We start from the raw sequence: 21,053 nt of genomic DNA, 5'->3' as shown, positions 1-21,053 counted from the left end.
GTCATCCGGTGTAGCAAAGTCCATTACTTCTGTCTTATTAATCTGCTCTGATCTCTTTTCCAGTCTTTTTCTTTAATTGACTCTCTTTTATCATGTAATTTCTTACCTTTAGCAATACCAAGTTCAACTTTCACTTTATTTTTTTTATTAAAATACATAGAAAGAGCTACTAGCGTATAGCCTTTTATTCTAATTCTACCGATAATTTTCTTTATCTCTTTAGTATGCAACAATAATTTACGTGGTCTACGAGTAGCATGATTAAATCTATTCGCTTTTTCATATTCTGCAATATGGCAGTTATACAAAAATACCTCATGTCCGGTATCTGCCGCATGACTTTCTTCTATAGAAGCTTTGCCTTGACGCAGAGACCGTACTTCACTACCCTTTAATACAATACCCGCTTCTAATCTTTCTTCAATAAAATAATGAAAAAGGGCTTTCTTATGTTGTGCAATAACTTTCTTATATTCAGTCATATTTTTATAGATAGTGATGTTATGATGTTTTCAATTTGTTTTTTGGCACTATCGCTTGCTTCAGTTAATGGGGGTCTAATTTCATTTTCACATAAACCTAAATAATGTGCAGCATATTTTATCGGAATCGGATTAGATTCTACAAATAATGCTGTATATAAAGGTAGTAATTTCTGATGGATTTCTAATGCTCCTTTAGTATCGTTCTTATTCCATTTTTCTAATAGCTCTTTACATATATTAGGAACAATATTAGAGGCTACAGAAGTCCACCCCACCCCACCTTGAGCGTTAAAAGCTAAGACTACTTCATCATTACCGGTTAAAATATTGAAATCCTTTTTAACTGTTGCTCTGATCCGCAATGGACGTTCTAAATCTACACCACAATCTTTTAATGCTAAAATACGCGGTAGCTTGCTAAGTCTCAATATTGTCTCATCAGAAAAATCTACTCCGCTTCTAGTTGGAGCTGAATATAACATAATAGGTAGATTACACGCTTCATGCAATGCTTCAAAATGCTTATAAATCCCGTGTTGGGTAGGTTTGACATAAGATGGTGGACTAGCCATAAAACCATCTACGCCGATTTTTGTAGATTCCACTGCAAGTGCTCTTGCATAAGTAGTATTATTTGATGAACACCCGCTTATTATAGGAATACACTTATTAACGATTTCTACGCTAGTTTGCAGTAATAATTTATATTCTTCAAAGCTTAAACTACTACTTTCTCCCGTTGAGCCTGCAATTAATACTGCATCGACTTCATGCTTTATTTGATGTTTTACAATTCTCTCTAAAGCATATAAGTCTAACTTATTATCTTTAAAAGGTGTTATAAGTGCGGTAATTAAACCTTTAAATATGTTATGCATGATTTTTTTGATTTTAATTGTTTAGCTTATTAAATCATCATTGCGAGAAGAATTACGTAGTAATTCGACTAAGCAATCTCAGGAGTTTGTTATTATTTCATAGGATTACCACGCAGTCTACGACTGCTCGCAATGACGACTCAGTATCCATACACAGGCAATACCTCCTCACAATGACGTTTCTTCTACTCCCTAACAACACGCCTATACTCTTCTTTCAAACGATCTGCAATTTTATGATCATCAAAAATAATCTTTTTATTGCCAAGATCTATAGAATCAATATTTTGTACCTCAATTGCCGTGCCTGTAACAAAACATCCGGTAAAATCCTCTATTTGCTCTAATTTTAAACGCTCTTCTTTTACTTCTAGACCTAAATCTTTTGCAATTTCAATAATAGTCTGTCTTGTTATACCGTTTAAAAACCTATCGGCAATTGGAGTATATAATATTTTATCTTTAACAAAGAAAATATTTGTTGTAGTGCATTCAGCAATATATCCTTCATAATCAAGTAATAATGCATCCTCATAGCCAAGAGCCTTAGCTTCTTTTTTACTCGTTATTGCCATATTATATTGAGCGGCGGATTTAGATTGTACCGGGGTGCTATCAGGCATTGCTTTACGCCAGCGGCTTACATGCAAATTTATACCTTTCTCAAAAGACCTCGGCATAGATGGAATACCGGCAATCAAAAGATTAGTAGATAAATACTGATTAGTGATATTTAGCGACTCATCTCCGCACCAAATAAGCGGTCTTATATATGCATCCTTAATATTATTTTGTTTTATTACACGTTCATGAGCTTTTATTATCTCGTCTACATTATAAGGTACTTTCAAACCTAATGCTTCTGCTGATTTTATTAATCTTGCCGTATGTTCTTTTAGTTTAAAAACTTTGCCATTATAAGCTCTCTCACCCTCAAATACCGATCCTGAATAATGCAGGCTATGAGTCAAAACATGAATCCTTGCAAATTGATAAGGAACTAAATCACCGTTAATCCAAACATGCCAAAAAATTTGCTCTAGTTTTACCATTGTCATTAATCTATATTTATATTAAAGTATTGTCAATCGTCATGAGCTATACGGCCGTAGTTCCTATGTCATTCCTACGAAAGCGGGAATCCAGTAGTATTTAACGTCATACCGCGACTTGATCTCAGGATCTCAGAACACAACCTACGAAATAAGATCCCGTGGTCAAGCCACGGGATGACAATAGTGAAATACAATTTTTTTAAATTAAACGAGTATGCATACATACAAAGCACATATTTTAATCGTTGATGATGATAGCAGAATATTAGCACTTTTAAAGCAATTTTTAAATAAAAACGCGTTTTTAGTATCAACGGCAAGCTCAGTCATAGAAGCTAAAAATCTATTAAAAACTTCTAATTATGATTTAATTATTTTAGATGTTATGTTACCTGAAATAACAGGGCTTGATTTTGCTACTACTATAAGGGATGCCGGTAATAATATTCCTATAGTTATGCTTACTGCTTTATCGGAAGCCGATGACCGTGTTAAAGGACTTGAAGCCGGTGCCTCTGATTATATAACTAAACCTTTTGAACCGAGAGAATTATTACTTCGGATAAATAACTTAATCAATAATTATAATAACTTTAAAAAAGAAACGAATATAATTAAATTCGGCAATAATTTTTATAATTCCGATACAAAAGAATTTACCAAGAATAATCAAATTGTATCTCTTAGCTCTACTGAACAAAAATTACTTGAGATATTAATAAAAAATTCCGGTAAATCTACTAGTCGTTTTGAACTGTCAAAAATAATGGGAGGGCTTAGTATGCGTTCTATCGATGTACAAATTACAAGAATAAGAAGCAAAATAGAAGACAACCCAAAAGAGCCGAAATATTTAAAAACTGTGCGTAATGAGGGCTATGCACTTTATATCTAAATTATTACAGCATATTTCAAAGAGCTTCAGACAAGATGAATTTAAAAGCGAGCCTACACAGCATATAACAATACGTGAGCACAGACGAATCTTGAAAAATTCGCTTGTATCAAGCTCTTTGAAATATGCTTTACCAAGAACATTATTTGTACGGTTTATGTTTATTATAATCATTCCGATTTTAATAGGACAAATCGTTGCTATATTTTTGTTTTACGATCGTCATTGGTATAATGTTTCATATTATACTAGTACTATTATTATCAATGAAATAGAATCATTGATTAAAGAACATAGAAATAATTCAAGAGAGATAACCCATTTATCGGAAAATTATCTTAATTTATCTTATCAGTTTCAGCTTAATAAAAAGTTATCTATAAAACAGCCTAAATTAGGTGAACCTTTAACTATATTCAAAAATATTTTAGCTACAAAAATCCATGAAAAAAATATAGTTAAACTAAATAAGGAAAATAAAATTGAAGTATTTTTAGAATTAAAAGATGGAGTATTATATATTACTTTTCCTGCAAAGTTACTACTTAATCCTACAGTATATATATTTGTTTTATGGATTATATCTTTAACTGTTATATTACTTTCTGTTTCTATTATTTTCTCCAAAAATCAAATTAAATCAATACTCACTCTTGCGGATAGCATGGATAAATTTGGTCGAGGTGTTTTAAAAGGCAAAAATTTCAAACCTTCAGGAGCCTTAGAAATAAGAAAAGCAGGGCTTGCTTTTTTAAAAATGAAAGCTCGTATTGAAAAACAAATTACTAAAAAAACCACTATGCTTGCTATGATTTCTCATGACCTGAGAACTCCTTTAACAAGAATGAAGCTACAACTTGAATTGATGGAAGAAAGCGAAGAAATCGAAGGGTTAAAACAAGATATATTAACTATGCAGCAAATGATAAATTCTTATTTAGATTTTGCTAAAGGTGAAAGTACAGAAGAATTTGAAGACATTTTATTATTACCTTGGATGGAACGTTTTTTTAACAAATGGTCACATGTAAATATTGAATTTATAAAATCTACTAATTTAGATAAACTAGAAGTATGCATTAAGCCGCATTCTTTTGAAAGAGCCTTGTCTAATTTAATCGGTAACGCTATAAAATATGGAACTAAAATTAAGATATCCTCAAAAGATAATTCATCTACCGTAGCTATAATTATTGAGGATAACGGTCCCGGTATAGATGATACGGAAACACACCTTGTATTTAAACCGTTTTATAGATCGGATAAAGCAAGACAGCTTGATAATGCAAGTAACGTAGGGCTTGGGCTTGCTATTACTAAAGAAATAATAAACGATCATAAAGGCTCTATTTATTTAGAAGATAGCAAGGATTTAGGCGGGCTATCGGTAAGAATCGAAATACCTAAAATATGACTACCGATGTCATTCCCGTGTAGATGCCAAATCGTCATTACAAGGATAGGCAAAGCCGAGGGCGTGACAATCTCAGAAATTTTATATTGTTTCATGAAATTGCCACGCTCCTTTTAGTCGCTTGCAATGACGGAAAAATCGATCCATGCAGCAACATCTAAAATATAAAATAATGACTAACATAAAACATTTAGCAATAATAATGGACGGTAATGCTCGTTGGGCAGATCAGCATAACTTAACAAAATCTGAAGGGCATAAAGCAGGAGCCGATAAAATTCGTGAATTACTGCCTGAGTTTCTTAACCTTAACATACCTTATATAACTTTATATACTTTCTCTTCCGAAAATTGGCAACGCTCAAGCACGGAAGTAGATTTCTTAATAAAATTATTAAGTATTTATTTAAAAACCGAATTAAATAATTTACATAAAAACGGCGTTAAAATAAAAGTAATAGGTAGGCTGACTTTATTAAGTAGCTCATTGCAAAAACAAATAAATAATGCTATAGAATTAACAAAAAATAATAATAAAATAACGCTTTGTATAGCTTTTAGTTATGGAAGTCGTCAAGAAATAGTTGATGCCTGCACAAAAATTATTACAAGCGGTAAAAAAGCAGTAAGTGACAGCGATATACAACACGCTTTATATGATCCTGAAATGCCGGATGTAGATTTATTAATAAGACCGGGCGGGGTTTATCGCATCAGTAATTTCTTGCTTTGGCAAGCAGCTTATGCTGAATTATATTTCTCACCCAAATATTGGCCTGATTTTAATAAATATGATATACAAGAAGCTATAAATGATTACTCAAAAAGGAAAAGAACATTTGGTAAAAGATAAACAAAAATCAAACATATATTTAAGAATCCTGTCCGGTATAGTTTTAGTTCCGTTATTTGTCATAGCTATATTATGGTGTAAGCCTTTATTCTATATTCTAATGATATTAGTAGGTACGGGAATGTTAAGTGAATGGTATAATATGACCTACTCTTCTATTCCTGATCTATTAATCGGGCTAATTATTATTCCGATTCCTATAAGCCTATTAATATTTTTAAGTATGGCAGATACCAATAGATGGCTTATTATGCTTTATTTTTGCATAATGTGGTCGGTAGATACTTTCGCTATGATTGGCGGCAAAACTTTTAAAGGAGCAAAACTTGCTCCGAAACTTAGTCCTAACAAAACCTGGAGCGGTTTAGTGACGGGAGTATTATCAGCAGGTTTAGTTGCGGTATTAGTTAGTTTTATACCAAACTTTCATATTGAAAATTACTATTTTTCAAATAAAATTTATTTGTTTATAATTAGTTGTATATTAGCATTAATAGCTCAATTAAGTGATTTATTTATTTCATATTTTAAGCGAAAATTTAATATTAAAGATAGCGGTCATATAATACCCGGTCATGGAGGAGTGCTAGACAGATTTGATAGTATTATTTTAACCGCTCTGATATTATTTCTTATGAATATATATTTATGATAATACATTTAAATAATCATTCTAAAAAAATAATTTTAAATATCTTTTTAGCTTTACTGCTTGGATATTTTGTTTTTCATTGCATATATGGTAACAAAGGGATTATTGCATATTTAAAAGTAAATAGGCAGCTTGAAAAAGCTTATGATGAACTAAAAGGCTTACGAGCAGAAAGAGTAGAACTTGAGCATAACGTCAAATTACTGCGAACGGAATCTCTAAATAAAGATATGTTAGAAGAACAAGCAAAGAAAGTTTTAGGAGTAGCTGCTCCAAATGAGCAGGTGTTTAATCACCAATAACAAAACTTTGTTGTCATCCCGCGACTTGATCGCGGGATCCAGTCTTTTGTAATTTTTTTTATACCGTGGTCAAGCCACGGTATGACACAGAACGCGTTTTTCGATCCGCACAACAACATTATTGATTCAAAGGAATTAAAAATCATTTATGACTATAAAAATTTATCAAAACGACCTACCTAATAATTTTACACTTGAAGGAGATCTAGCTATAGATACCGAAACAATGGGACTAAATCTCCATAGAGATAAACTATGTTTGCTACAATTTAGTAATGGCAATGGTGAAGCTCATCTTGTTCATTTTACAAATCAAGATTATACAGCTCCTAATGTAAAAGCATTATTACTAGATAAAACTAGATGTAAGATATTTCATTTTGCTAGATTTGATCTAGCATCCATAAAAAAATATTTAAGTATAGATTTAGAAAATATCTTTTGTACTAAAATATCTTCAAAACTAGTTAGAACTTATACCGATAGTCATGGGCTTAAGGATTTGTGCCGAGAATTGCTTAATATAAATATTTCAAAACAACAACAATCTTCCTATTGGGGTGCGGATAATTTATCTTCAGAACAAAAAGAATATGCAGCAAAAGATGTGCTTTATTTGCATCAGTTAAAAGATATTTTACAAAAAATGCTACTTAAAGAAAATAGGTATGAACTTGCCCAAGATATTTTCCGTTTTTTACCGATAAGAGCTAATTTAGACCTTATCGGTTGGAATGAAATTGATATTTTCATGCATTAATTTATTAATACCATTTATTGACTTCAGGTATAAAATCAGGCGCACTATTTAATAGTCTATCTGTAATAAATTTTCATTAATAATTGAAGATTTTTGGAGAAATAGCAGTTCCTATTTCAAAAAAATCTTATAATTTACAGCAACAAAAATTAAATTACCGGTTAAAATTTATTACAGACAGTCTATTAGTAGCTAATTGATTTTTTTAAATTACTGAGCCTACAATAGACTTATTGCATAATGTAGCTAATAAGAAAGAATTTGAAGAAAACATGGAAACACTTGCCACCGCAGCGTATATAAAAATACGTAAGGATGTGAGTACCGGATTGACATACAAATTTACCCTTAGACGCAAGTTATACAAAAAGTTTAATTAATTAGTAACTAAAAGGGGATTTTTATGACTAATAGAAAAAAAATAGACGTGCTAGATTCAGAGTCAGATTTAAATCTAAGTCTAGATAGTATAGCAAACCTCTGTTATCCTAGGATTATAACTTGTGAAACAGAAGAAGACACTTTAAGTATTGATGGCGGTTTTGCCGCATTTTGGTAGGCAGCTAATTATATAATAGATAAAGTATTAATGCTAATAAACAATATTTACTATTACCTTAGAGAAGGGACATTATGAAACTTCATCTTATCAGAGTTATAAGGGTGCTTCAAAAGGTACTTACCATAATAATTGCAGTAATTTTATAAATGAGACGAAGCAGCATTATGACTCTTCATTAGATAAACATAAGGCGGTAGTTTTAGGTCATACTACTACTTTTTTTTGGGTTAGTATGGTAGGTAATACAATAAAAGTATACTTAGGTGTCATACTGCGGCTTGACCACGGTATTTAAAAACAACTTAAAGTACTAATAATTTTAGTATTTTAAACTAGATCCCACGATCAAGTCGCGGGATGACAGATTCAAAAAATAATATACTTCTGATAAATGAAAAGTAGATAGACGCAGCTTAATTTGGAAAGAGCAAGGAATCTGTAAGCCGAGGAGCGGAGCATATACTTAATACGTGAGCATCCGAAGACTTACCAAAACGACGTAGCCAATTGTCCAAATTAAACGAGTATATTCACAATTTTACGAGGAACAAGGATAATCTTCTTCGGCTCTTTCCCTTCTAAGAACTTTTGTACCTTTGGCAGACTGACGGTAACTTGCTTTATTTCATCTTCACTTACGGAAGTTTTAAACTCATAGGTATCACGGAGTTTGCCGTTAACCTGCACTGCCATAATATATGTATCTAACTCTAGCATTGATTCATCAAATGCAGGAAAAGACAAATTATATAATCGCTCTTTATTGCCAAGCTTTTGCCAAATTTCTTCCGTAATATGCGGGATAAAAGGATTTAGTAGCTGTACTAAAACATTAAAGCCATGCCTTACGGTTTTAACATCAATTTTATCTTTGGATATTTCAGCAGATATAGAATTAGAAAGCTCACGCATACGTGCTATTGCTCTGTTTAGGGCAAAATGCTTTATATCTTCGGCGACGTGCTTTATTGTAAAATGTACTAACCTATTAAGCTCTTTATTAACCTCGCTATTCACATCATCTTTTAAAGAATCTATCGCCTTAAACATATACTCAAGCTTATTAATAAAACGTGAGCAGCCTTCAATACCGCTTGCCGACCATTCTAGATCTTTCTCAGGCGGACTATCGGACAGTACAAAAAGCCTAATAGCATCTGCCCCATATTGCTCTTGCATTGTCTCAAGATCGATGAGATTCTTTTTAGACTTACTCATCTTTTCAATGCGTCCCTGCACTACTCTATTATTGCTTTCTTTATGAAAAAATTCATTACCCTTTTTAACTACTTCTTCAGGATATAACCAATTATTATGTTCATCTTTGTAAGTGGCATGCAGCACCATACCTTGAGTAAATAGACCTTTAAAAGGCTCTTGAACGCTTACGTAATTCTGTTCGTTCATTACTTTTGTAAAAAACCTTGCATATAATAAATGCATTACCGCATGTTCAATGCCGCCTATATATTTATCAACCGGTAGCCAGTAATCACAAGCTTTTTTATCAGTCATCTCTGTAGCATTGCTATTGCAATATCTCGTAAAATACCAAGATGATTCAAAAAATGTATCAAAAGTATCGGTTTCACGCACAGCCGGCTTATCGCATTTCGGACAATTAACATGTTTCCAACTAGGATGATGATCAAGCGGATTACCGTGACCGTCAAAATTGACATCATCAGGTAAAGTAACGGGTAAGTCTTTGTAAGGTACGGGCACTATGCCACAAATTTCGCAGTGAATCATAGGAATAGGACATCCCCAAAAGCGCTGCCTTGAAATCCCCCAATCTTTTAGACGATAATTTACGCTGCGTTTACCTATGCCTAGTTTCTCAAATTCTCTGATGACTTCTTGTTTTGCTTCGTTACTAGTTAAGCCGTTTAGAAAATCCGAATTAATTAAAATTCCATCTTCCGTATAAGCGATCTTTTGTACATCCATATCTGCTTTAATTACTTGTTTAATAGATAAATTCATTTTAACAGCTAATTCATGGTCACATTCGTCATGAGCAGGGCAACCAAATATTGCACCAGTGCCATAATCCATTAGCACAAAATTAGTAATAATAACCGGTAAAACTATATTTGAATCGAAAGGATGAGTAACAAAAAGACCGGTAAATACACCTTCCTTTTCAGCCTTTTCTAGTTTGCTACTTCTTGTAATATGCGAGCATTGAGTTATAAAAGCGAGTATTTCAGGTGTTTTAGAAACTAACCGCTCTATTATCGGATGATTAAAGGCAATTCCTATAAAGCTAGCACCAAAAATGGTTTCAGGTTTGGTTGAGAATACTTCTATAGTAGTCTCTTCATTATCCTTAATTTTGAAATGAAAATTAGCACCTATCGATTTACCTATCCATTTCTCTTGCATAGACCGAACAGCTTCAGGCCACTCTTTTAAATTCTGAATTTCGTTTAATAATTCTTCAGCATAATCGGTAATTTTTAAGAACCATTGCTTTAAATAACGTTTTGCAACTATTGCACCTGAACGCCAACCACGCCCTTCTACAACTTGTTCATTCGCAAGCACGGTATTATCAACCGGATCCCAATTAACAAATGATTCTTTTTGATAAGCAAGATTTCGTTCATAAAGCTCTAAAAAGAATTTCTGCTCATGTTTATAATACTCAGGATCGCAACTATTTATCTCTCTAGACCAATCATAAGAAAAGCCCATAGATTTTAGCTGCTTTTTCATATTCTTGATATTAGAATATGTCCATTTTTTTGGGTGAGAATTATTGTTTATTGCGGCATTTTCGGCAGGTAGCCCAAAAGCATCCCAACCCATCGGATGAAGTACATTAAAACCTTGCATAGTCATAAACCTTGCAATAACATCACCTATAGAATAGTTGCGTACGTGACCTACATGGATTTTACCGGAAGGATAAGGCAGCATTTCAAGTACGTAATATTTTGGCTTGCTACTCGCGTTTGATACCTCAAAAGCTTTTTCTTCTTGCCAAATGTACTGCCATTTTTGTTCTATTTGGTTCATATTTTTTTAATTTATATACTGCATTGTCATTGTGAGCAGTCGTAGACTGCACGGCAATCTCATCAAATATCCTGAGATTGCTTTGTCAATTACTCCGTAATTTCCTCGCAATGACGGCAATACTGTTATTACCTCACACTATTAATATATATCTCTCTAGCTTTTCTTAAAATTTTATCTTCAAGCGTGATAGCAAGATTTGAGGTGTTTTCATTAAGTACCCATTGTTTATTTTTAAGCATTTCTTCAAATACTTTCACTTCGATTGAATCAGGGCTGATTACATCGTCTTTAATAAATATATTTATTTTAAATCGAAAATTAGGATTAGAACGTGGGCTATACCATTCCGTAATAATCACGCCGCCGTTTGAGTCGGCTGATGCAAGAGGAGCAACACTTATAGTCTCTAATGCTGCTTGCCAGAGATATTTATTAACTGAACCTCCTATAGCTTTAGTAGATTCATTCTTAACCCTACCCGGTCTAAAAACTAATCCTTCTTCACCTGCTATAGAACCTACTTCGTCCCATTTCTGCTCTCGTTCTGTTTTTGGATAATCACCCGCTAAGATACTAGTACTTATTGCACTAAGTATAATTACAAAAAATAATCCGATAATTTTCTTCATAACCAATATTTAATTAGTGTGCTTGAGGGAAATAATAGAGAAGCTTTAGCTATTAGTCAAAAATTATTTCTTCCCACCGTTCTTTGGCATTGTTATATGGCTCAAAAAAACCCACTCGATGCCCGCCTATGCGGGAATGACATAGGGCAGATTTAATTATTTCTCAGCAATAAATTCAAAACGTGGAATATTTTTGCCGTGTAATAAAACCTTTTTGTTAAACATTTCAAGCGGCCTTACCCAGAAGCTGGAAATTATCATATAACTCTTGCAAAGTTTCAGTATGTTTTGCAGTATCTATAACTTGATATAATTTTTCTTTGTAATGCTTATATATTCCGGTTCTCATAACACTTACACCTTAACAGGCATGACGACAAAAATATCTTTAGGATTCTCAGGAAATTTAATAAGTACCGGTGCTGAAACATCTGAAAAATATAGTTCTACTAAATCCGATTTCACTGCTTTTAAGACATCTTCCAAATATTGCGGGTTAAAGCCTATAGCTAAAGACTCATCACTATTATATTCATAAAAACTTTCCTTATCTTGTGAAGAATTAATAACCTCTTTTGCGTTGCCTCTTGCTTCACCGACAGCACTAATCTCTAAGGTTTCACGAGATAACGATAATTTTACTGCTCTAAATTTTTCAACGGTTATTATCGCTATCCTTTCTATACTATCTGCAAACATTTTTCGATTAATTACTAATTTTGAGCTGCTGCTTTCCGGAATAAAAGTACTATAATCAGGGAAAGTACCGTCTATAAGCTTTGATAGCATAATAGTATTTTCGTTACATATAAATTTAATCTTATTGCTATTTAATAAAATTTCTATATCTTCATTTATATTTTTAGGATCTTTAACGATTTTTAAAATTTCCTCTGCACTTTTTTGGGGTAATATAACTCCAAAATTCTTTATTTGTTTTTCTAATGTTACCCATGAAATCGAAAGTCTATGCCCATCGGTACTTGCCGAACAAAACTCTTTGTCTTTTATGTGTAAATAAACACCGTTTAAATTATAACGAGTTTCATCTAAAGAAATCGAAAATTTTGTCGATTCGATTATTTTAGCAAAATCCGTGCAGGAAATTTTAAAACTTGCTTCAGGATTAATACTATCCATTGCAGGAAAAGAACTAACCGGCAAAGTAAATAAATTAAATTTACAATTTTTTCCTTTGATCTCAAGTCCCGTTGTACCGAGATCTGTTAATGTAAGCTCGGAATCCGGAAGTTTTCGGACTATATCATTTAGAGTTTTCGTAGAAACGGTACATTCACCTTCACTTACTACCTGTACTGCTATTTTTTGACTTAAGTACAAATCCATATTAGTAGCACTAAGCTCTAGATTGCCGTCTTGTGCCGATAATTTAATGTTTGCATATTCAGGTATGACATTACGTTTTTCAACAACGGAACTTGCAAACCCTAGGGACTGAACTAATGTTTTTGTTTCAACTATTAATTTTAACATATTGTTATTCTCTTAATGTTCCTTGAAATTTTTGTGAGATGGCAGCAACTAAATCTTTACTGAACGAATTTAAATCAGTATCAGATAACGTCCGATCATCTGCTTGTAGCTCTATTTTAACCGCTATAGATTTTTTACCTTCAGGTAATTTATCACCGCTATAAATATCAAATAATATAACTGATTTGATAAGCTTTTTATTAAAATTATTTATATATGCTATTATTTCACCGACTCTATGATCTTGACCAACAATAAATGCGTAATCTCTAACATTAGCTTGGAAATCCGATACTGCAAATTCGTCTCTTTTACCAAATTTAGCTTTGATCAACGGCAAATTCGTAATATTTAGCTCGAATGCAAATATTTCCTGATTAATATCGTAATATTTCAAGATTTTAGGGTGTATCTGCCCAAAATGACCTAATAAATTTTTACCAAGCCCTATATTTACTGCTCTAGTTGGATGATAATATTGTGGCAATGCTGTCCAATTTGTTGCTATACATTTATCTATAGATAGTCCTGCATAATCAGCTACCAACTCTAAATCGCCTTTAAGATCAAAAACATCATAGCCTCGTCCAAGCGAATGAGGGTTTTTATTATTATATGAACCGCTTATAATTGCCGTCAAATAAGTTGCTTCCGTATTTAAATCTATAAAACTTGGTCCAACTTCAAAAAAAGCCATATCTTTTATAGAGCGTGCTAGATTTTTACTTACTATACTTAACAAATTCGGCAGTATAGTAGGACGCATATAATTTTCTCCTATGCTAATAGGATTAAGCAAAAATAACTCTTCTTTTAATTCAGCAAACAACTTTGCATCTTCACTACTCATAAAAGAGTTAGTTACTACCTCATCATAACCTTTGCTTGCTAATATCCTTTTAAAACTAGATATTCTTTTATGCTCTCTTAGCTTATTATTATCTTGGTCTAGTTCAGGTAATTTTATACTCTCTATTTTATCATAGCCGTAAATACGAGCGATTTCTTCAGCTATATCTTCTAAAATAGTTATATCGTGACGCCAAGAAGGAGCTATTACCTTTATAATATCACCTTTAACATCCGTAATAAATCCTAGTTTATGTAATATGGCTTCTATCGCTTTGATATTTAGTTTAATTCCTGTAATTTTTTCTAAATAACATGCTGAAAAATCTAAAGGTTTTTTTTGTGACTCTTTTTCACCGACTTTCACTACTTCCGATACTTCACCGTTTCCGCATATTGACAAAATAAGATTAGTTGCTATATCCAAAGCCTTTTCCGTAAAATTTCTATCGATATTACGCTCATTACGATATCTAGCATCCGTATCAATTTGGAACCTTCGCCCGCTAGCTGCAACCATTTTAGCATTAAAACAAGCAGCCTCGAGTATTATATTAGTCGTACTATCAGTACAACTACTATCAGCCCCGCCAATGACACCGGCCAGACCTTGAATACCGCTTTCATCTTTTATAACTAAATCATTTTCTGTAAGTAAATATTCTTTGCCGTTTAGGGCGTGGCATTTAGCTACGTCATTGCGAGGCTGCAAAGCAGCCGTGGCAATCTCATTTTGTTGTCCTGAGATTGCTTCGTCGCTACGCTTCTCGCAATGACGTGCTACAGTAATTCCCCCTTTTATCCTATCTGCATCGTAAGAATGCATCGGCTGCCCAAAGCTATAGGAAATATAATTTGTTACATCCACTAAGCTTGAAATAGTTTTTACCCCAACATTTTTTAATAATTTCCGTAACCAATCAGGGCTTGGTTTATTTTTTAAATTTCTTATCTCTCTAAAAGTAAATAACGGACAGGCTTCCTTATCTTGCACGTTAAGCTTCATTTTAGAAATAAATGTACTCTTTATTGCCGAAATTTCTAGCTCTTTAAGTATGCCTATTCCTTTAGCTGCTAAATCTCTTGCGATGCCGTAAACTCCAAGTGCATCACCACGATTAGGAGTAACATTAATAACAAATATAGGATCATCTAAACCGTAATATTTAGTAAAATTCTCTCCAACTACGGCATCTTCAGATAGCTCTATAATCCCTTCAGACTCTGAAGCTAGCAGTAATTCCTCTTCAGAGCAAAGCATACCACAGCTTTTTTCGCCTCTAATAACAGATTCCTTAATCTTAAATTTACCGTTTGGTATTTCTATTCCGATATTTGCAAGTACTACTTTTATACCTGCTCTTGCATTACGCGCACCACAAACTATTTGCAACATACCGCTTTTAGTCTCAACATCACAAAGCTTTAATTTATCAGCTGACGGGTGAGGTTTAATATTTGTAATATATGCTACTTCAAACTTTTGTAATTCCGCTGCTTTATCTATCACCTCTTCCACTTCAAGGCCAATAGCTGTTAGGGCTTCGGCAATTTCAGTAACTGAAGCCGATGTCTCTAAAAATTGTTTTAACCATGATAACGTAAATTTCATTTCGTAAGCCCGCCTGCTAAATTCGGTATATCAAAGCTCCCAAAATTATAATGTTTAAGCCAACGCATATCTCCTTCAAAAAATTGTCTTAAATCTTTGATATTATATTTTAACATTGCAAAACGCTCTACTCCAAGCCCAAAAGCAAAACCTTGATACTCGCTGCTATCGATACCAACATTTTTAAGCACATTTGGATGAACCATCCCGCAACCGAGGACCTCAAGCCATTTATCGTTTTTATTCATCCGAATATCAACTTCGGCAGAAGGTTCGGTAAATGGGAAAAAGCTGGGTCTAAAACGTAATTCAATATTAGAATTTTCAAAAAAGCTTTTTATAAATGTCGTGATAACATATTTTAAATGTCCCATATTGATATTTTTATCCATAACAAGCCCTTCTATTTGGTGGAACATTGGCGTATGCGTCATATCCGAATCCGATCTATAAGTCCTACCCGGTGCTATAAACCTAAAAGGCGGTTTGCCGTTTTTCATAGCTCTAATCTGCACTGTTGAGGTATGAGTACGTAATAACAGCGGCTTATTATTTTCCTGACTTTTCAAATAAAAAGTATCATGCATTTGCCTTGCGGGATGATCATCTTCAAAATTGAGAGCGGTAAAATTATGAAAATCATTCTCGATATTCGGTCCGTTTTCTATAGTAAAACCAAACTGCGAAAATACTTGTATTAATTCCTCACTACATTGTGTTATTGGATGAATAGAACCTTGTTTATATCTCCGTGCAGGGATTGTTAAATCAATTTTATCGGCAGCAAGTTTAAAATTTAGTTCCTGCTCCTCTAAAATTTCTGCTTTTGCTTTTATTATATTCTGTATTTTATCTTTTAATTTATTGATTTTTAAGCCAAATTCTTTACGTTCCTGTTCATTTAAACTACCTAATTTTTTAAGCTCACCGGTCACTATACCGTTCTTGCCTAAAAATTCTACTTTATATTCTTGCAGAGCTTTTAAGTTTTGTACTAATAAGATTTTGTCCTCAGCAAGCCTTAATATTGTTCCTATATTTTCCATGATTGTTTTTTTTTGTTTTTGATTTTTTATTGTACGGTAGAACGTCATTGCGAGCGGGCATTGTTGCGTGAACCTGTTTATCTGTCATTGCAAGGAAATCGCATAGCAATTGATGAAGCAATCCAGTTCAAAATTCTGTAAATCAGAATTTTTTTAATTATTTTCTGGATTGCCGCGTCACCTATGGCTCCTCGCAATGACGACCTTCAGTATCTACGCAACAATACCTCCCTGCAATGACGTTAAACCAACATACACTTCATATAATTCTCTTCTATCGCCACCAACTTCGCTTTAAATATCTGCCCTATTTCTAAAGGTTTATCTAGCTTTACCGGAATAAAATTTTCGGTATGGGCAATATTATTATTCTCTACTAATAACTCCACTTTCTGTCCTATATGTTTTGTAAAGAATTCGGTCAACTGGTTTTGCCCTTCTTGCCTTAAAATTGCTGCCCTTTCTTTTCTTATATTTTTAGGTACTTGTGGCATACGTGCTGCAGGCGTTCCTTCTCTTTCCGAATAAGGAAAAACATGTAAATATTGTAATTCCGCTTCTGAAATTAATTTTCTTGTATTTTCAAACATTTCAGGGGTTTCAGTCGGGAAACCAGCTATAATATCCGCACCAAAAGATACTTCCGGTCTTATTGCCCGCAGTTTCTGACAAAACTCTATTACGTTTGCTCTATTATGACGTCTTTTCATACGTTTTAATATCATATCATCACCTGCTTGCAAGCTAATATGAAAATGCGGCATTATCCTTTCACTATAAGCTATAAGCTCAAAAAGTTCATCATCTATTTCTGCAACATCTATTGAAGATAATCTAAGCCTCTTTAATTCAGGGACTAAATTCAACACTCGTTTAATCATTTGTGCGAATGTTGGACTTCCTGGCAAATCACTACCATAAGCCGTGACATCGACACCGGTAAAAACTACTTCTTTAAAGCCGTTTAATACCAAATGCTTGACCTGCTCTGCTATAGCTCCTATTGCTACTGATCTACTTTTTCCTCTACCATAAGGGATAATACAGAAAGTACAAAAATGATCACAACCGTTTTGTACCTGAATAAAAGCACGAGACTTACAGTCAAAGCTACTTACTAAATGACTTGCCGTCTCTTTCACCGACATTATATCGTTAACTGTTATTTTTGCATCGGTAATTTGGTAGTAATTAGGTAATAACTTCTCTTCATTACCTATAACTTTGTCAACTTCCGGCATATTACCGTACATTTGCGGACTTGTTTGAGCACTACAGCCGGTAACAATAATTTTTAAATCAGGATTATTTTTTTTAGCCTTGCGTATAGCTTGTCTTGCTTGTTTCTCAGCTGCTTTAGTTACCGCACAAGTATTGAATATTGCTACATTATCGATACCCGACAATGCCAAGTTTTTTCGTATTATCTCACTTTCGTAAATATTAAGTCTACAGCCAAATGTTACTACGTTTTGTCTTAAATTATTGCTCACAATAATATTCCCCACGTGCTACAAGCGTAGCTGCCCCTTGCATTATTATATTACCGTTTTCTTCTTTCATAGTAAGGTTACCGTGCTTAAAAACTATAGTACTTGGTGAATGGATAAAACCGTGCTTTAAACCGGCAGCAAAACTACCACAAGCTCCGCTTCCGCAAGCAAGCGTTAACCCTGCCCCCCGCTCCCAAACGGATAAATAGATTTTATTATCTTTTACTTCAGCAAAATTAACGTTTACCCCATCTGCGAATAATTCCTTAGCCTGCAATCTTTCACCGACAATTTTTTGATCTTGAGGTTCTAACTTACTAAAAATAACTACATGCGGATTACCTATATCAACGCAAATAGTTTCCTTTAAATCAATCATATAACGCTCTGCAAATTCCCAAACTTTATCACGACTTGGCATCCAAGCTTCATTAAAACTCACGCTTCCTACATTAACGCTAATATTATTTTCATCATTGACATTACATAGCAATTTTTTATTGCCTACCATTACGGTAATATCCTGCTTTCCCGTATCAAGATAAATTAACTTGGCTAAACATCTTGTAGCATTACCGCATAATTTAGCACTAGAGCCGTCTATGTTATATATAATCATTTCATAAAAATCATTATGCTCTTCATAAATAATAAACTGATCGCAACCGATACCTGTATGACGCTCAGCCATATTTTTTGCTAACTGCGATAAATCATATGAACTTGATAAATCTCGTTTGTTAACAATAACAAAATCATTACCGAGACCATGCATTTTTACAAAATTAATTTTACTAATCATAATGTTTTATATATTAGGAAATTGTATTATAGCAAATTTCTTGGAATTTGCTATAATGAAGTGATGATATATAAAATATAGACTATTATGCTAATTTCACGTTTCTTAGACCCTAAAAATAACTATGCATTTTTAAAAATTTTCGGTACAGAAAAAAATAAGGATATACTTATTCATTTTCTAAATAACATTTTAGGTTATACGGGAAAAGAAGTAATTACCGAAGTTACTTTTTTAAAAAAAATCTAAGGTTCTGACATCGCTACTTATAGACAATCTATAGTTGATGTATTATGTAGAGATAAATACGGTACTCAATTTATTGTAGAGATGCAGGTTAGCAAACATCCAGGTTTTGAAAAACGAACTCAGCTTTATACAGCAAAGGCCTATTCAAGAAAAATAATAAACAAAGATGAAGATCATAAAAAAAATAGCAGTATATGCAAAACTTCGAGGAGTAATATTCTTAGCTATTGCCGATTTTATTTTATTGCCCGATAAAAAAGATTGGAGATCAAATCATAGATTACTTGATACTAAAACTTATGAGAACGACCTACAAGATTTGTATTTTATCTTTTTAGAGCTTGAGAAATTTAATAAAGAATTAGATCAATTAGAGAACCTTCAAGAAAAATGGGCATATTTCTTTAAACATGCACATGAAAGCACTCTAGAAGAAATGGAGAATTTGATAGATCATGATTTTATTATTAAAAAAGCTTTTTATGCTTTGGATCAAGCTAGTTGGTCTGAAAAAGAGTTAAATACTTATGACAAAATGATAAAAACCGAAATGGATCATCTAGCCGTAGAAGAGCAGAAAATTATGGATGCTGAAGCTAAAGGGGAAGCCAGAGGGGAAGCAAAACAAAAAATTTCTATAGCTAAAAAAATGTTAGCAAAAAATAAACCTTTAGATAAAATTATAGATTTTACCGGTTTAACAGAAAAAGAAATCGAGCAATTATAAGTAATGAAGATCCTTAATATTATGCTAAGTCGTGACCTTGGCGGCATTCAACAAGCATTTTTAGATTATAGCACTGCTTTAGAGATGCAAAAAATTGAGGTTATAAATATCACTTCTTACAAGGCAAAAATAAATTCCTTTCTTCTATACAAACAAAGCTTAAAACTACCTAATATAGTACCGTTTGATTTACTCTCGGTACTTATTTTTAAGTATATAATTCATAAGACTAAACCCGATATAATTATAGCACACGGTAATAGAGCAATAAATTTTAGTAAATTGGCTAAATCACAAAATATAAAATTAATCGGTATCGCTCATAATTATAGTTTAAAAGGACTACGTAAATGTGATTTTGTTATTGCCTTGACGCATCATATGAAAGCATTTTTATTAAAAAATCACTTTGCCGCATCTAGGATATGCATCCTACCGAATATGATAAATATTGCTAAAGACTTTATTCCAAATAAAACATATAGAAAACCTGTCGTAATTGGTGTACTAGCAAGATTTGTAGCTAAGAAAGGTGTTGATGTTTTTATTAAAGCTATCAAAATTTTAAAAGAAAAAAAATATGATCTTCATGCAGTTATAGGTGGAAGCGGCGAGGAAAAAGATAATTTAATTGCTTTAGCACATAAACTTAATCTACAAGATCAAATATCATTTACGGGATGGGTTCACGATAGAGATAAATTCTTTAAACAAATAGATATTTTTTGCTTACCGTCTCTTCATGAACCGTTTGGCATTATAGTGCTTGAAGCAATGGAGGCAAGCATGCCTATCGTTAGTACAGATACTGAAGGACCTGCAGCAATCTTAAACGACATGCAAGACGGGCTTATTTGTAAAGCCGGCTCTGCTGAAGATTTAGCAACAAAAATTGTCTATCTAATAGAAAACCCTATAAAAGCACAAGAATTTTCTAAAAACGCCTACCTTACTCTCAAACAAAATTATGAAATTAAAGTTGTTTCTGAAAAGTTACAGCATATTTTAGAAAGCTTCAGATAAGATGAATTTAAGGGTGAGCCTACATAGCTTATAAAAATACGTGAACACAAGCGAATCCTGCAAAATTCACTTATATCAAGCTTTCTAAAATATGCTATAGCAACATTATTACGTAATTATAAAAATAGTTAGTTGAAAAAATAATAGTCTATATTGACATAACGGTTTAAAGATTCATAATTAATATTAAGTAATATGAATTTATTTTAATGAACCTAATCGATGAACTTCATATGCCGATTTTGC

General features: G+C 32.9%; 21 protein-coding genes and 2 pseudogenes. 11 read left to right on the top strand and 12 right to left on the bottom strand.

Annotated elements, in window-relative coordinates; translation table 11 throughout:
* Positions 1-23 precede the first annotated feature (23 nt).
* The 3 genes from smpB to RSA_RS02995 form a co-directional block, all read right to left on the bottom strand.
* Complete coding sequence (gene smpB, locus RSA_RS03005) at positions 24-482, bottom strand: SsrA-binding protein SmpB (protein WP_014364691.1); 459 nt, start codon at positions 480-482, stop codon at positions 24-26.
* Positions 479-1,363, bottom strand: coding sequence for a 4-hydroxy-tetrahydrodipicolinate synthase (dapA, locus tag RSA_RS03000; protein WP_014364690.1), 885 nt, complete (start codon positions 1,361-1,363; stop codon positions 479-481). Before dapA ends, smpB begins: the two co-directional genes overlap by 4 nt.
* A gap of 185 nt (positions 1,364-1,548) precedes the next feature.
* Positions 1,549-2,421, bottom strand: a complete 873-nt coding sequence (locus RSA_RS02995) for a branched-chain amino acid transaminase (protein WP_012150785.1) — start codon at positions 2,419-2,421, stop codon at positions 1,549-1,551.
* A 211-nt stretch (positions 2,422-2,632) separates the two neighbouring features.
* Between RSA_RS02995 and RSA_RS02990 the strand changes: the two genes are divergently transcribed.
* From RSA_RS02990 to RSA_RS10240, 8 genes and pseudogenes are all read left to right on the top strand, one after another.
* Positions 2,633-3,313, top strand: coding sequence for a response regulator transcription factor (locus RSA_RS02990; RefSeq protein ID WP_012150784.1), 681 nt, complete (start codon positions 2,633-2,635; stop codon positions 3,311-3,313).
* Complete coding sequence (locus RSA_RS02985) at positions 3,297-4,727, top strand: palindromic element RPE3 domain-containing protein (protein ID WP_014364689.1); 1,431 nt, start codon at positions 3,297-3,299, stop codon at positions 4,725-4,727. The genes RSA_RS02990 and RSA_RS02985 overlap by 17 nt, the downstream gene beginning before the upstream one ends.
* A gap of 145 nt (positions 4,728-4,872) precedes the next feature.
* Positions 4,873-5,580, top strand: a complete 708-nt coding sequence (gene uppS, locus RSA_RS02980; protein WP_010977222.1) for a polyprenyl diphosphate synthase — start codon at positions 4,873-4,875, stop codon at positions 5,578-5,580.
* A complete protein-coding gene (locus RSA_RS02975; RefSeq protein ID WP_014364688.1) occupies positions 5,540-6,232 on the top strand; it encodes a phosphatidate cytidylyltransferase in 693 nt (230 codons plus the stop codon). The genes uppS and RSA_RS02975 overlap by 41 nt, the downstream gene beginning before the upstream one ends.
* A complete protein-coding gene (locus RSA_RS02970; protein WP_012150781.1) occupies positions 6,229-6,534 on the top strand; it encodes an FtsB family cell division protein in 306 nt (101 codons plus the stop codon). Before RSA_RS02975 ends, RSA_RS02970 begins: the two co-directional genes overlap by 4 nt.
* Positions 6,535-6,682: 148 nt before the next feature.
* On the top strand, positions 6,683-7,294 hold the full coding sequence (locus tag RSA_RS02965; protein WP_012150780.1) for a ribonuclease D: 612 nt from the start codon (positions 6,683-6,685) through the stop codon (positions 7,292-7,294).
* A 403-nt stretch (positions 7,295-7,697) separates the two neighbouring features.
* Positions 7,698-7,853: a hypothetical protein gene (locus RSA_RS08885; protein WP_014362340.1), complete on the top strand. Its 156-nt coding sequence runs from the start codon at positions 7,698-7,700 to the stop codon at positions 7,851-7,853.
* Between the two features lie 426 nt (positions 7,854-8,279).
* Positions 8,280-8,376, top strand: a pseudogene (locus tag RSA_RS10240) (palindromic element RPE5 domain-containing protein); the annotation flags it as partial.
* Here the strand turns inward: RSA_RS10240 and leuS are convergent.
* The 9 genes from leuS to dapF form a co-directional block, all read right to left on the bottom strand.
* On the bottom strand, positions 8,373-10,880 hold the full coding sequence (leuS, locus tag RSA_RS02960; protein ID WP_014364687.1) for a leucine--tRNA ligase: 2,508 nt from the start codon (positions 10,878-10,880) through the stop codon (positions 8,373-8,375). The pseudogene RSA_RS10240 and the gene leuS sit on opposite strands and share 4 nt — an antisense overlap.
* A 128-nt stretch (positions 10,881-11,008) precedes the next feature.
* Complete coding sequence (locus RSA_RS02955) at positions 11,009-11,512, bottom strand: DUF3576 domain-containing protein (protein ID WP_012150777.1); 504 nt, start codon at positions 11,510-11,512, stop codon at positions 11,009-11,011.
* 156 nt (positions 11,513-11,668) lie between these two features.
* Positions 11,669-11,737, bottom strand: coding sequence for a hypothetical protein (locus RSA_RS10000; RefSeq protein ID WP_250637617.1), 69 nt, complete (start codon positions 11,735-11,737; stop codon positions 11,669-11,671).
* 1 nt (position 11,738) lies between these two features.
* Positions 11,739-11,861, bottom strand: a complete 123-nt coding sequence (locus tag RSA_RS09995; protein WP_012262374.1) for a DUF1653 domain-containing protein — start codon at positions 11,859-11,861, stop codon at positions 11,739-11,741.
* A gap of 5 nt (positions 11,862-11,866) precedes the next feature.
* Positions 11,867-13,006 (bottom strand): DNA polymerase III subunit beta, encoded by a 1,140-nt coding sequence (gene dnaN / locus RSA_RS02945; protein WP_014364686.1) that lies wholly within the window; start codon positions 13,004-13,006, stop codon positions 11,867-11,869.
* A gap of 4 nt (positions 13,007-13,010) precedes the next feature.
* Positions 13,011-15,467 (bottom strand): phenylalanine--tRNA ligase subunit beta, encoded by a 2,457-nt coding sequence (gene pheT / locus RSA_RS02940; RefSeq protein WP_014364685.1) that lies wholly within the window; start codon positions 15,465-15,467, stop codon positions 13,011-13,013.
* Positions 15,464-16,513 carry a phenylalanine--tRNA ligase subunit alpha gene (pheS, locus tag RSA_RS02935; RefSeq protein ID WP_012150774.1) on the bottom strand — a complete coding sequence of 350 codons (1,050 nt, stop codon included), beginning with the start codon at positions 16,511-16,513 and terminating at the stop codon, positions 15,464-15,466. The genes pheT and pheS overlap by 4 nt, the downstream gene beginning before the upstream one ends.
* 242 nt (positions 16,514-16,755) lie before the next feature.
* A complete protein-coding gene (mtaB, locus tag RSA_RS02930; protein ID WP_014364684.1) occupies positions 16,756-18,021 on the bottom strand; it encodes a tRNA (N(6)-L-threonylcarbamoyladenosine(37)-C(2))-methylthiotransferase MtaB in 1,266 nt (421 codons plus the stop codon).
* Positions 17,996-18,808, bottom strand: coding sequence for a diaminopimelate epimerase (dapF, locus tag RSA_RS02925; protein ID WP_014362984.1), 813 nt, complete (start codon positions 18,806-18,808; stop codon positions 17,996-17,998). Before dapF ends, mtaB begins: the two co-directional genes overlap by 26 nt.
* An 87-nt stretch (positions 18,809-18,895) precedes the next feature.
* Here dapF and RSA_RS09455 point away from each other — a divergent pair.
* The 3 genes and pseudogenes from RSA_RS09455 (at position 18,896) to RSA_RS08875 (ending at position 20,807) form a co-directional block, all read left to right on the top strand.
* Positions 18,896-19,312 (top strand): annotated as a pseudogene (locus tag RSA_RS09455) (PD-(D/E)XK nuclease family transposase).
* Entirely contained in the window at positions 19,224-19,784 is a 561-nt protein-coding gene (locus tag RSA_RS08880) for an Rpn family recombination-promoting nuclease/putative transposase (protein WP_014364683.1), read from the top strand. Before RSA_RS09455 ends, RSA_RS08880 begins: the two are co-directional and overlap by 89 nt.
* 3 nt (positions 19,785-19,787) lie before the next feature.
* Positions 19,788-20,807 carry a glycosyltransferase family 4 protein gene (locus RSA_RS08875; RefSeq protein ID WP_014364682.1) on the top strand — a complete coding sequence of 340 codons (1,020 nt, stop codon included), beginning with the start codon at positions 19,788-19,790 and terminating at the stop codon, positions 20,805-20,807.
* Positions 20,808-21,053: the final 246 nt, after the last annotated feature.

The sequence above is a fragment of the Rickettsia philipii str. 364D genome, from assembly GCF_000283995.1.
Taxonomy (GTDB): Bacteria; Pseudomonadota; Alphaproteobacteria; order Rickettsiales; family Rickettsiaceae; genus Rickettsia; species Rickettsia rickettsii.
Note: the sequence above shows the minus strand (reverse complement) of the source record. Positions and strands in the feature narration are given on the sequence as shown.

What these genes read in the sequence shown, in the direction of transcription:
- RSA_RS02985 (WP_014364689.1), top strand. Translation starts at nt 3,297, where the DNA reads ATGCACTTTATATCTAAATTATTACAGCATATTTCAAAGAGCTTCAGA.
- RSA_RS02990 (WP_012150784.1), top strand. Translation starts at nt 2,633, where the DNA reads ATGCATACATACAAAGCACATATTTTAATCGTTGATGATGATAGCAGA.
- RSA_RS08880 (WP_014364683.1), top strand. Translation starts at nt 19,224, where the DNA reads ATGAAGATCATAAAAAAAATAGCAGTATATGCAAAACTTCGAGGAGTA.
- RSA_RS08875 (WP_014364682.1), top strand. Translation starts at nt 19,788, where the DNA reads ATGAAGATCCTTAATATTATGCTAAGTCGTGACCTTGGCGGCATTCAA.
- RSA_RS09995 (WP_012262374.1), bottom strand. Translation starts at nt 11,861, where the DNA reads ATGAGAACCGGAATATATAAGCATTACAAAGAAAAATTATATCAAGTT.
- dapF (WP_014362984.1), bottom strand. Translation starts at nt 18,808, where the DNA reads ATGATTAGTAAAATTAATTTTGTAAAAATGCATGGTCTCGGTAATGAT.
- RSA_RS02975 (WP_014364688.1), top strand. Translation starts at nt 5,540, where the DNA reads ATGATTACTCAAAAAGGAAAAGAACATTTGGTAAAAGATAAACAAAAA.
- pheT (WP_014364685.1), bottom strand. Translation starts at nt 15,467, where the DNA reads ATGAAATTTACGTTATCATGGTTAAAACAATTTTTAGAGACATCGGCT.
- uppS (WP_010977222.1), top strand. Translation starts at nt 4,873, where the DNA reads ATGCAGCAACATCTAAAATATAAAATAATGACTAACATAAAACATTTA.
- RSA_RS08885 (WP_014362340.1), top strand. Translation starts at nt 7,698, where the DNA reads ATGACTAATAGAAAAAAAATAGACGTGCTAGATTCAGAGTCAGATTTA.
- pheS (WP_012150774.1), bottom strand. Translation starts at nt 16,513, where the DNA reads ATGGAAAATATAGGAACAATATTAAGGCTTGCTGAGGACAAAATCTTA.
- dnaN (WP_014364686.1), bottom strand. Translation starts at nt 13,006, where the DNA reads ATGTTAAAATTAATAGTTGAAACAAAAACATTAGTTCAGTCCCTAGGG.
- smpB (WP_014364691.1), bottom strand. Translation starts at nt 482, where the DNA reads ATGACTGAATATAAGAAAGTTATTGCACAACATAAGAAAGCCCTTTTT.
- RSA_RS02970 (WP_012150781.1), top strand. Translation starts at nt 6,229, where the DNA reads ATGATAATACATTTAAATAATCATTCTAAAAAAATAATTTTAAATATC.
- RSA_RS02965 (WP_012150780.1), top strand. Translation starts at nt 6,683, where the DNA reads ATGACTATAAAAATTTATCAAAACGACCTACCTAATAATTTTACACTT.
- leuS (WP_014364687.1), bottom strand. Translation starts at nt 10,880, where the DNA reads ATGAACCAAATAGAACAAAAATGGCAGTACATTTGGCAAGAAGAAAAA.
- RSA_RS02995 (WP_012150785.1), bottom strand. Translation starts at nt 2,421, where the DNA reads ATGACAATGGTAAAACTAGAGCAAATTTTTTGGCATGTTTGGATTAAC.
- RSA_RS02955 (WP_012150777.1), bottom strand. Translation starts at nt 11,512, where the DNA reads ATGAAGAAAATTATCGGATTATTTTTTGTAATTATACTTAGTGCAATA.
- dapA (WP_014364690.1), bottom strand. Translation starts at nt 1,363, where the DNA reads ATGCATAACATATTTAAAGGTTTAATTACCGCACTTATAACACCTTTT.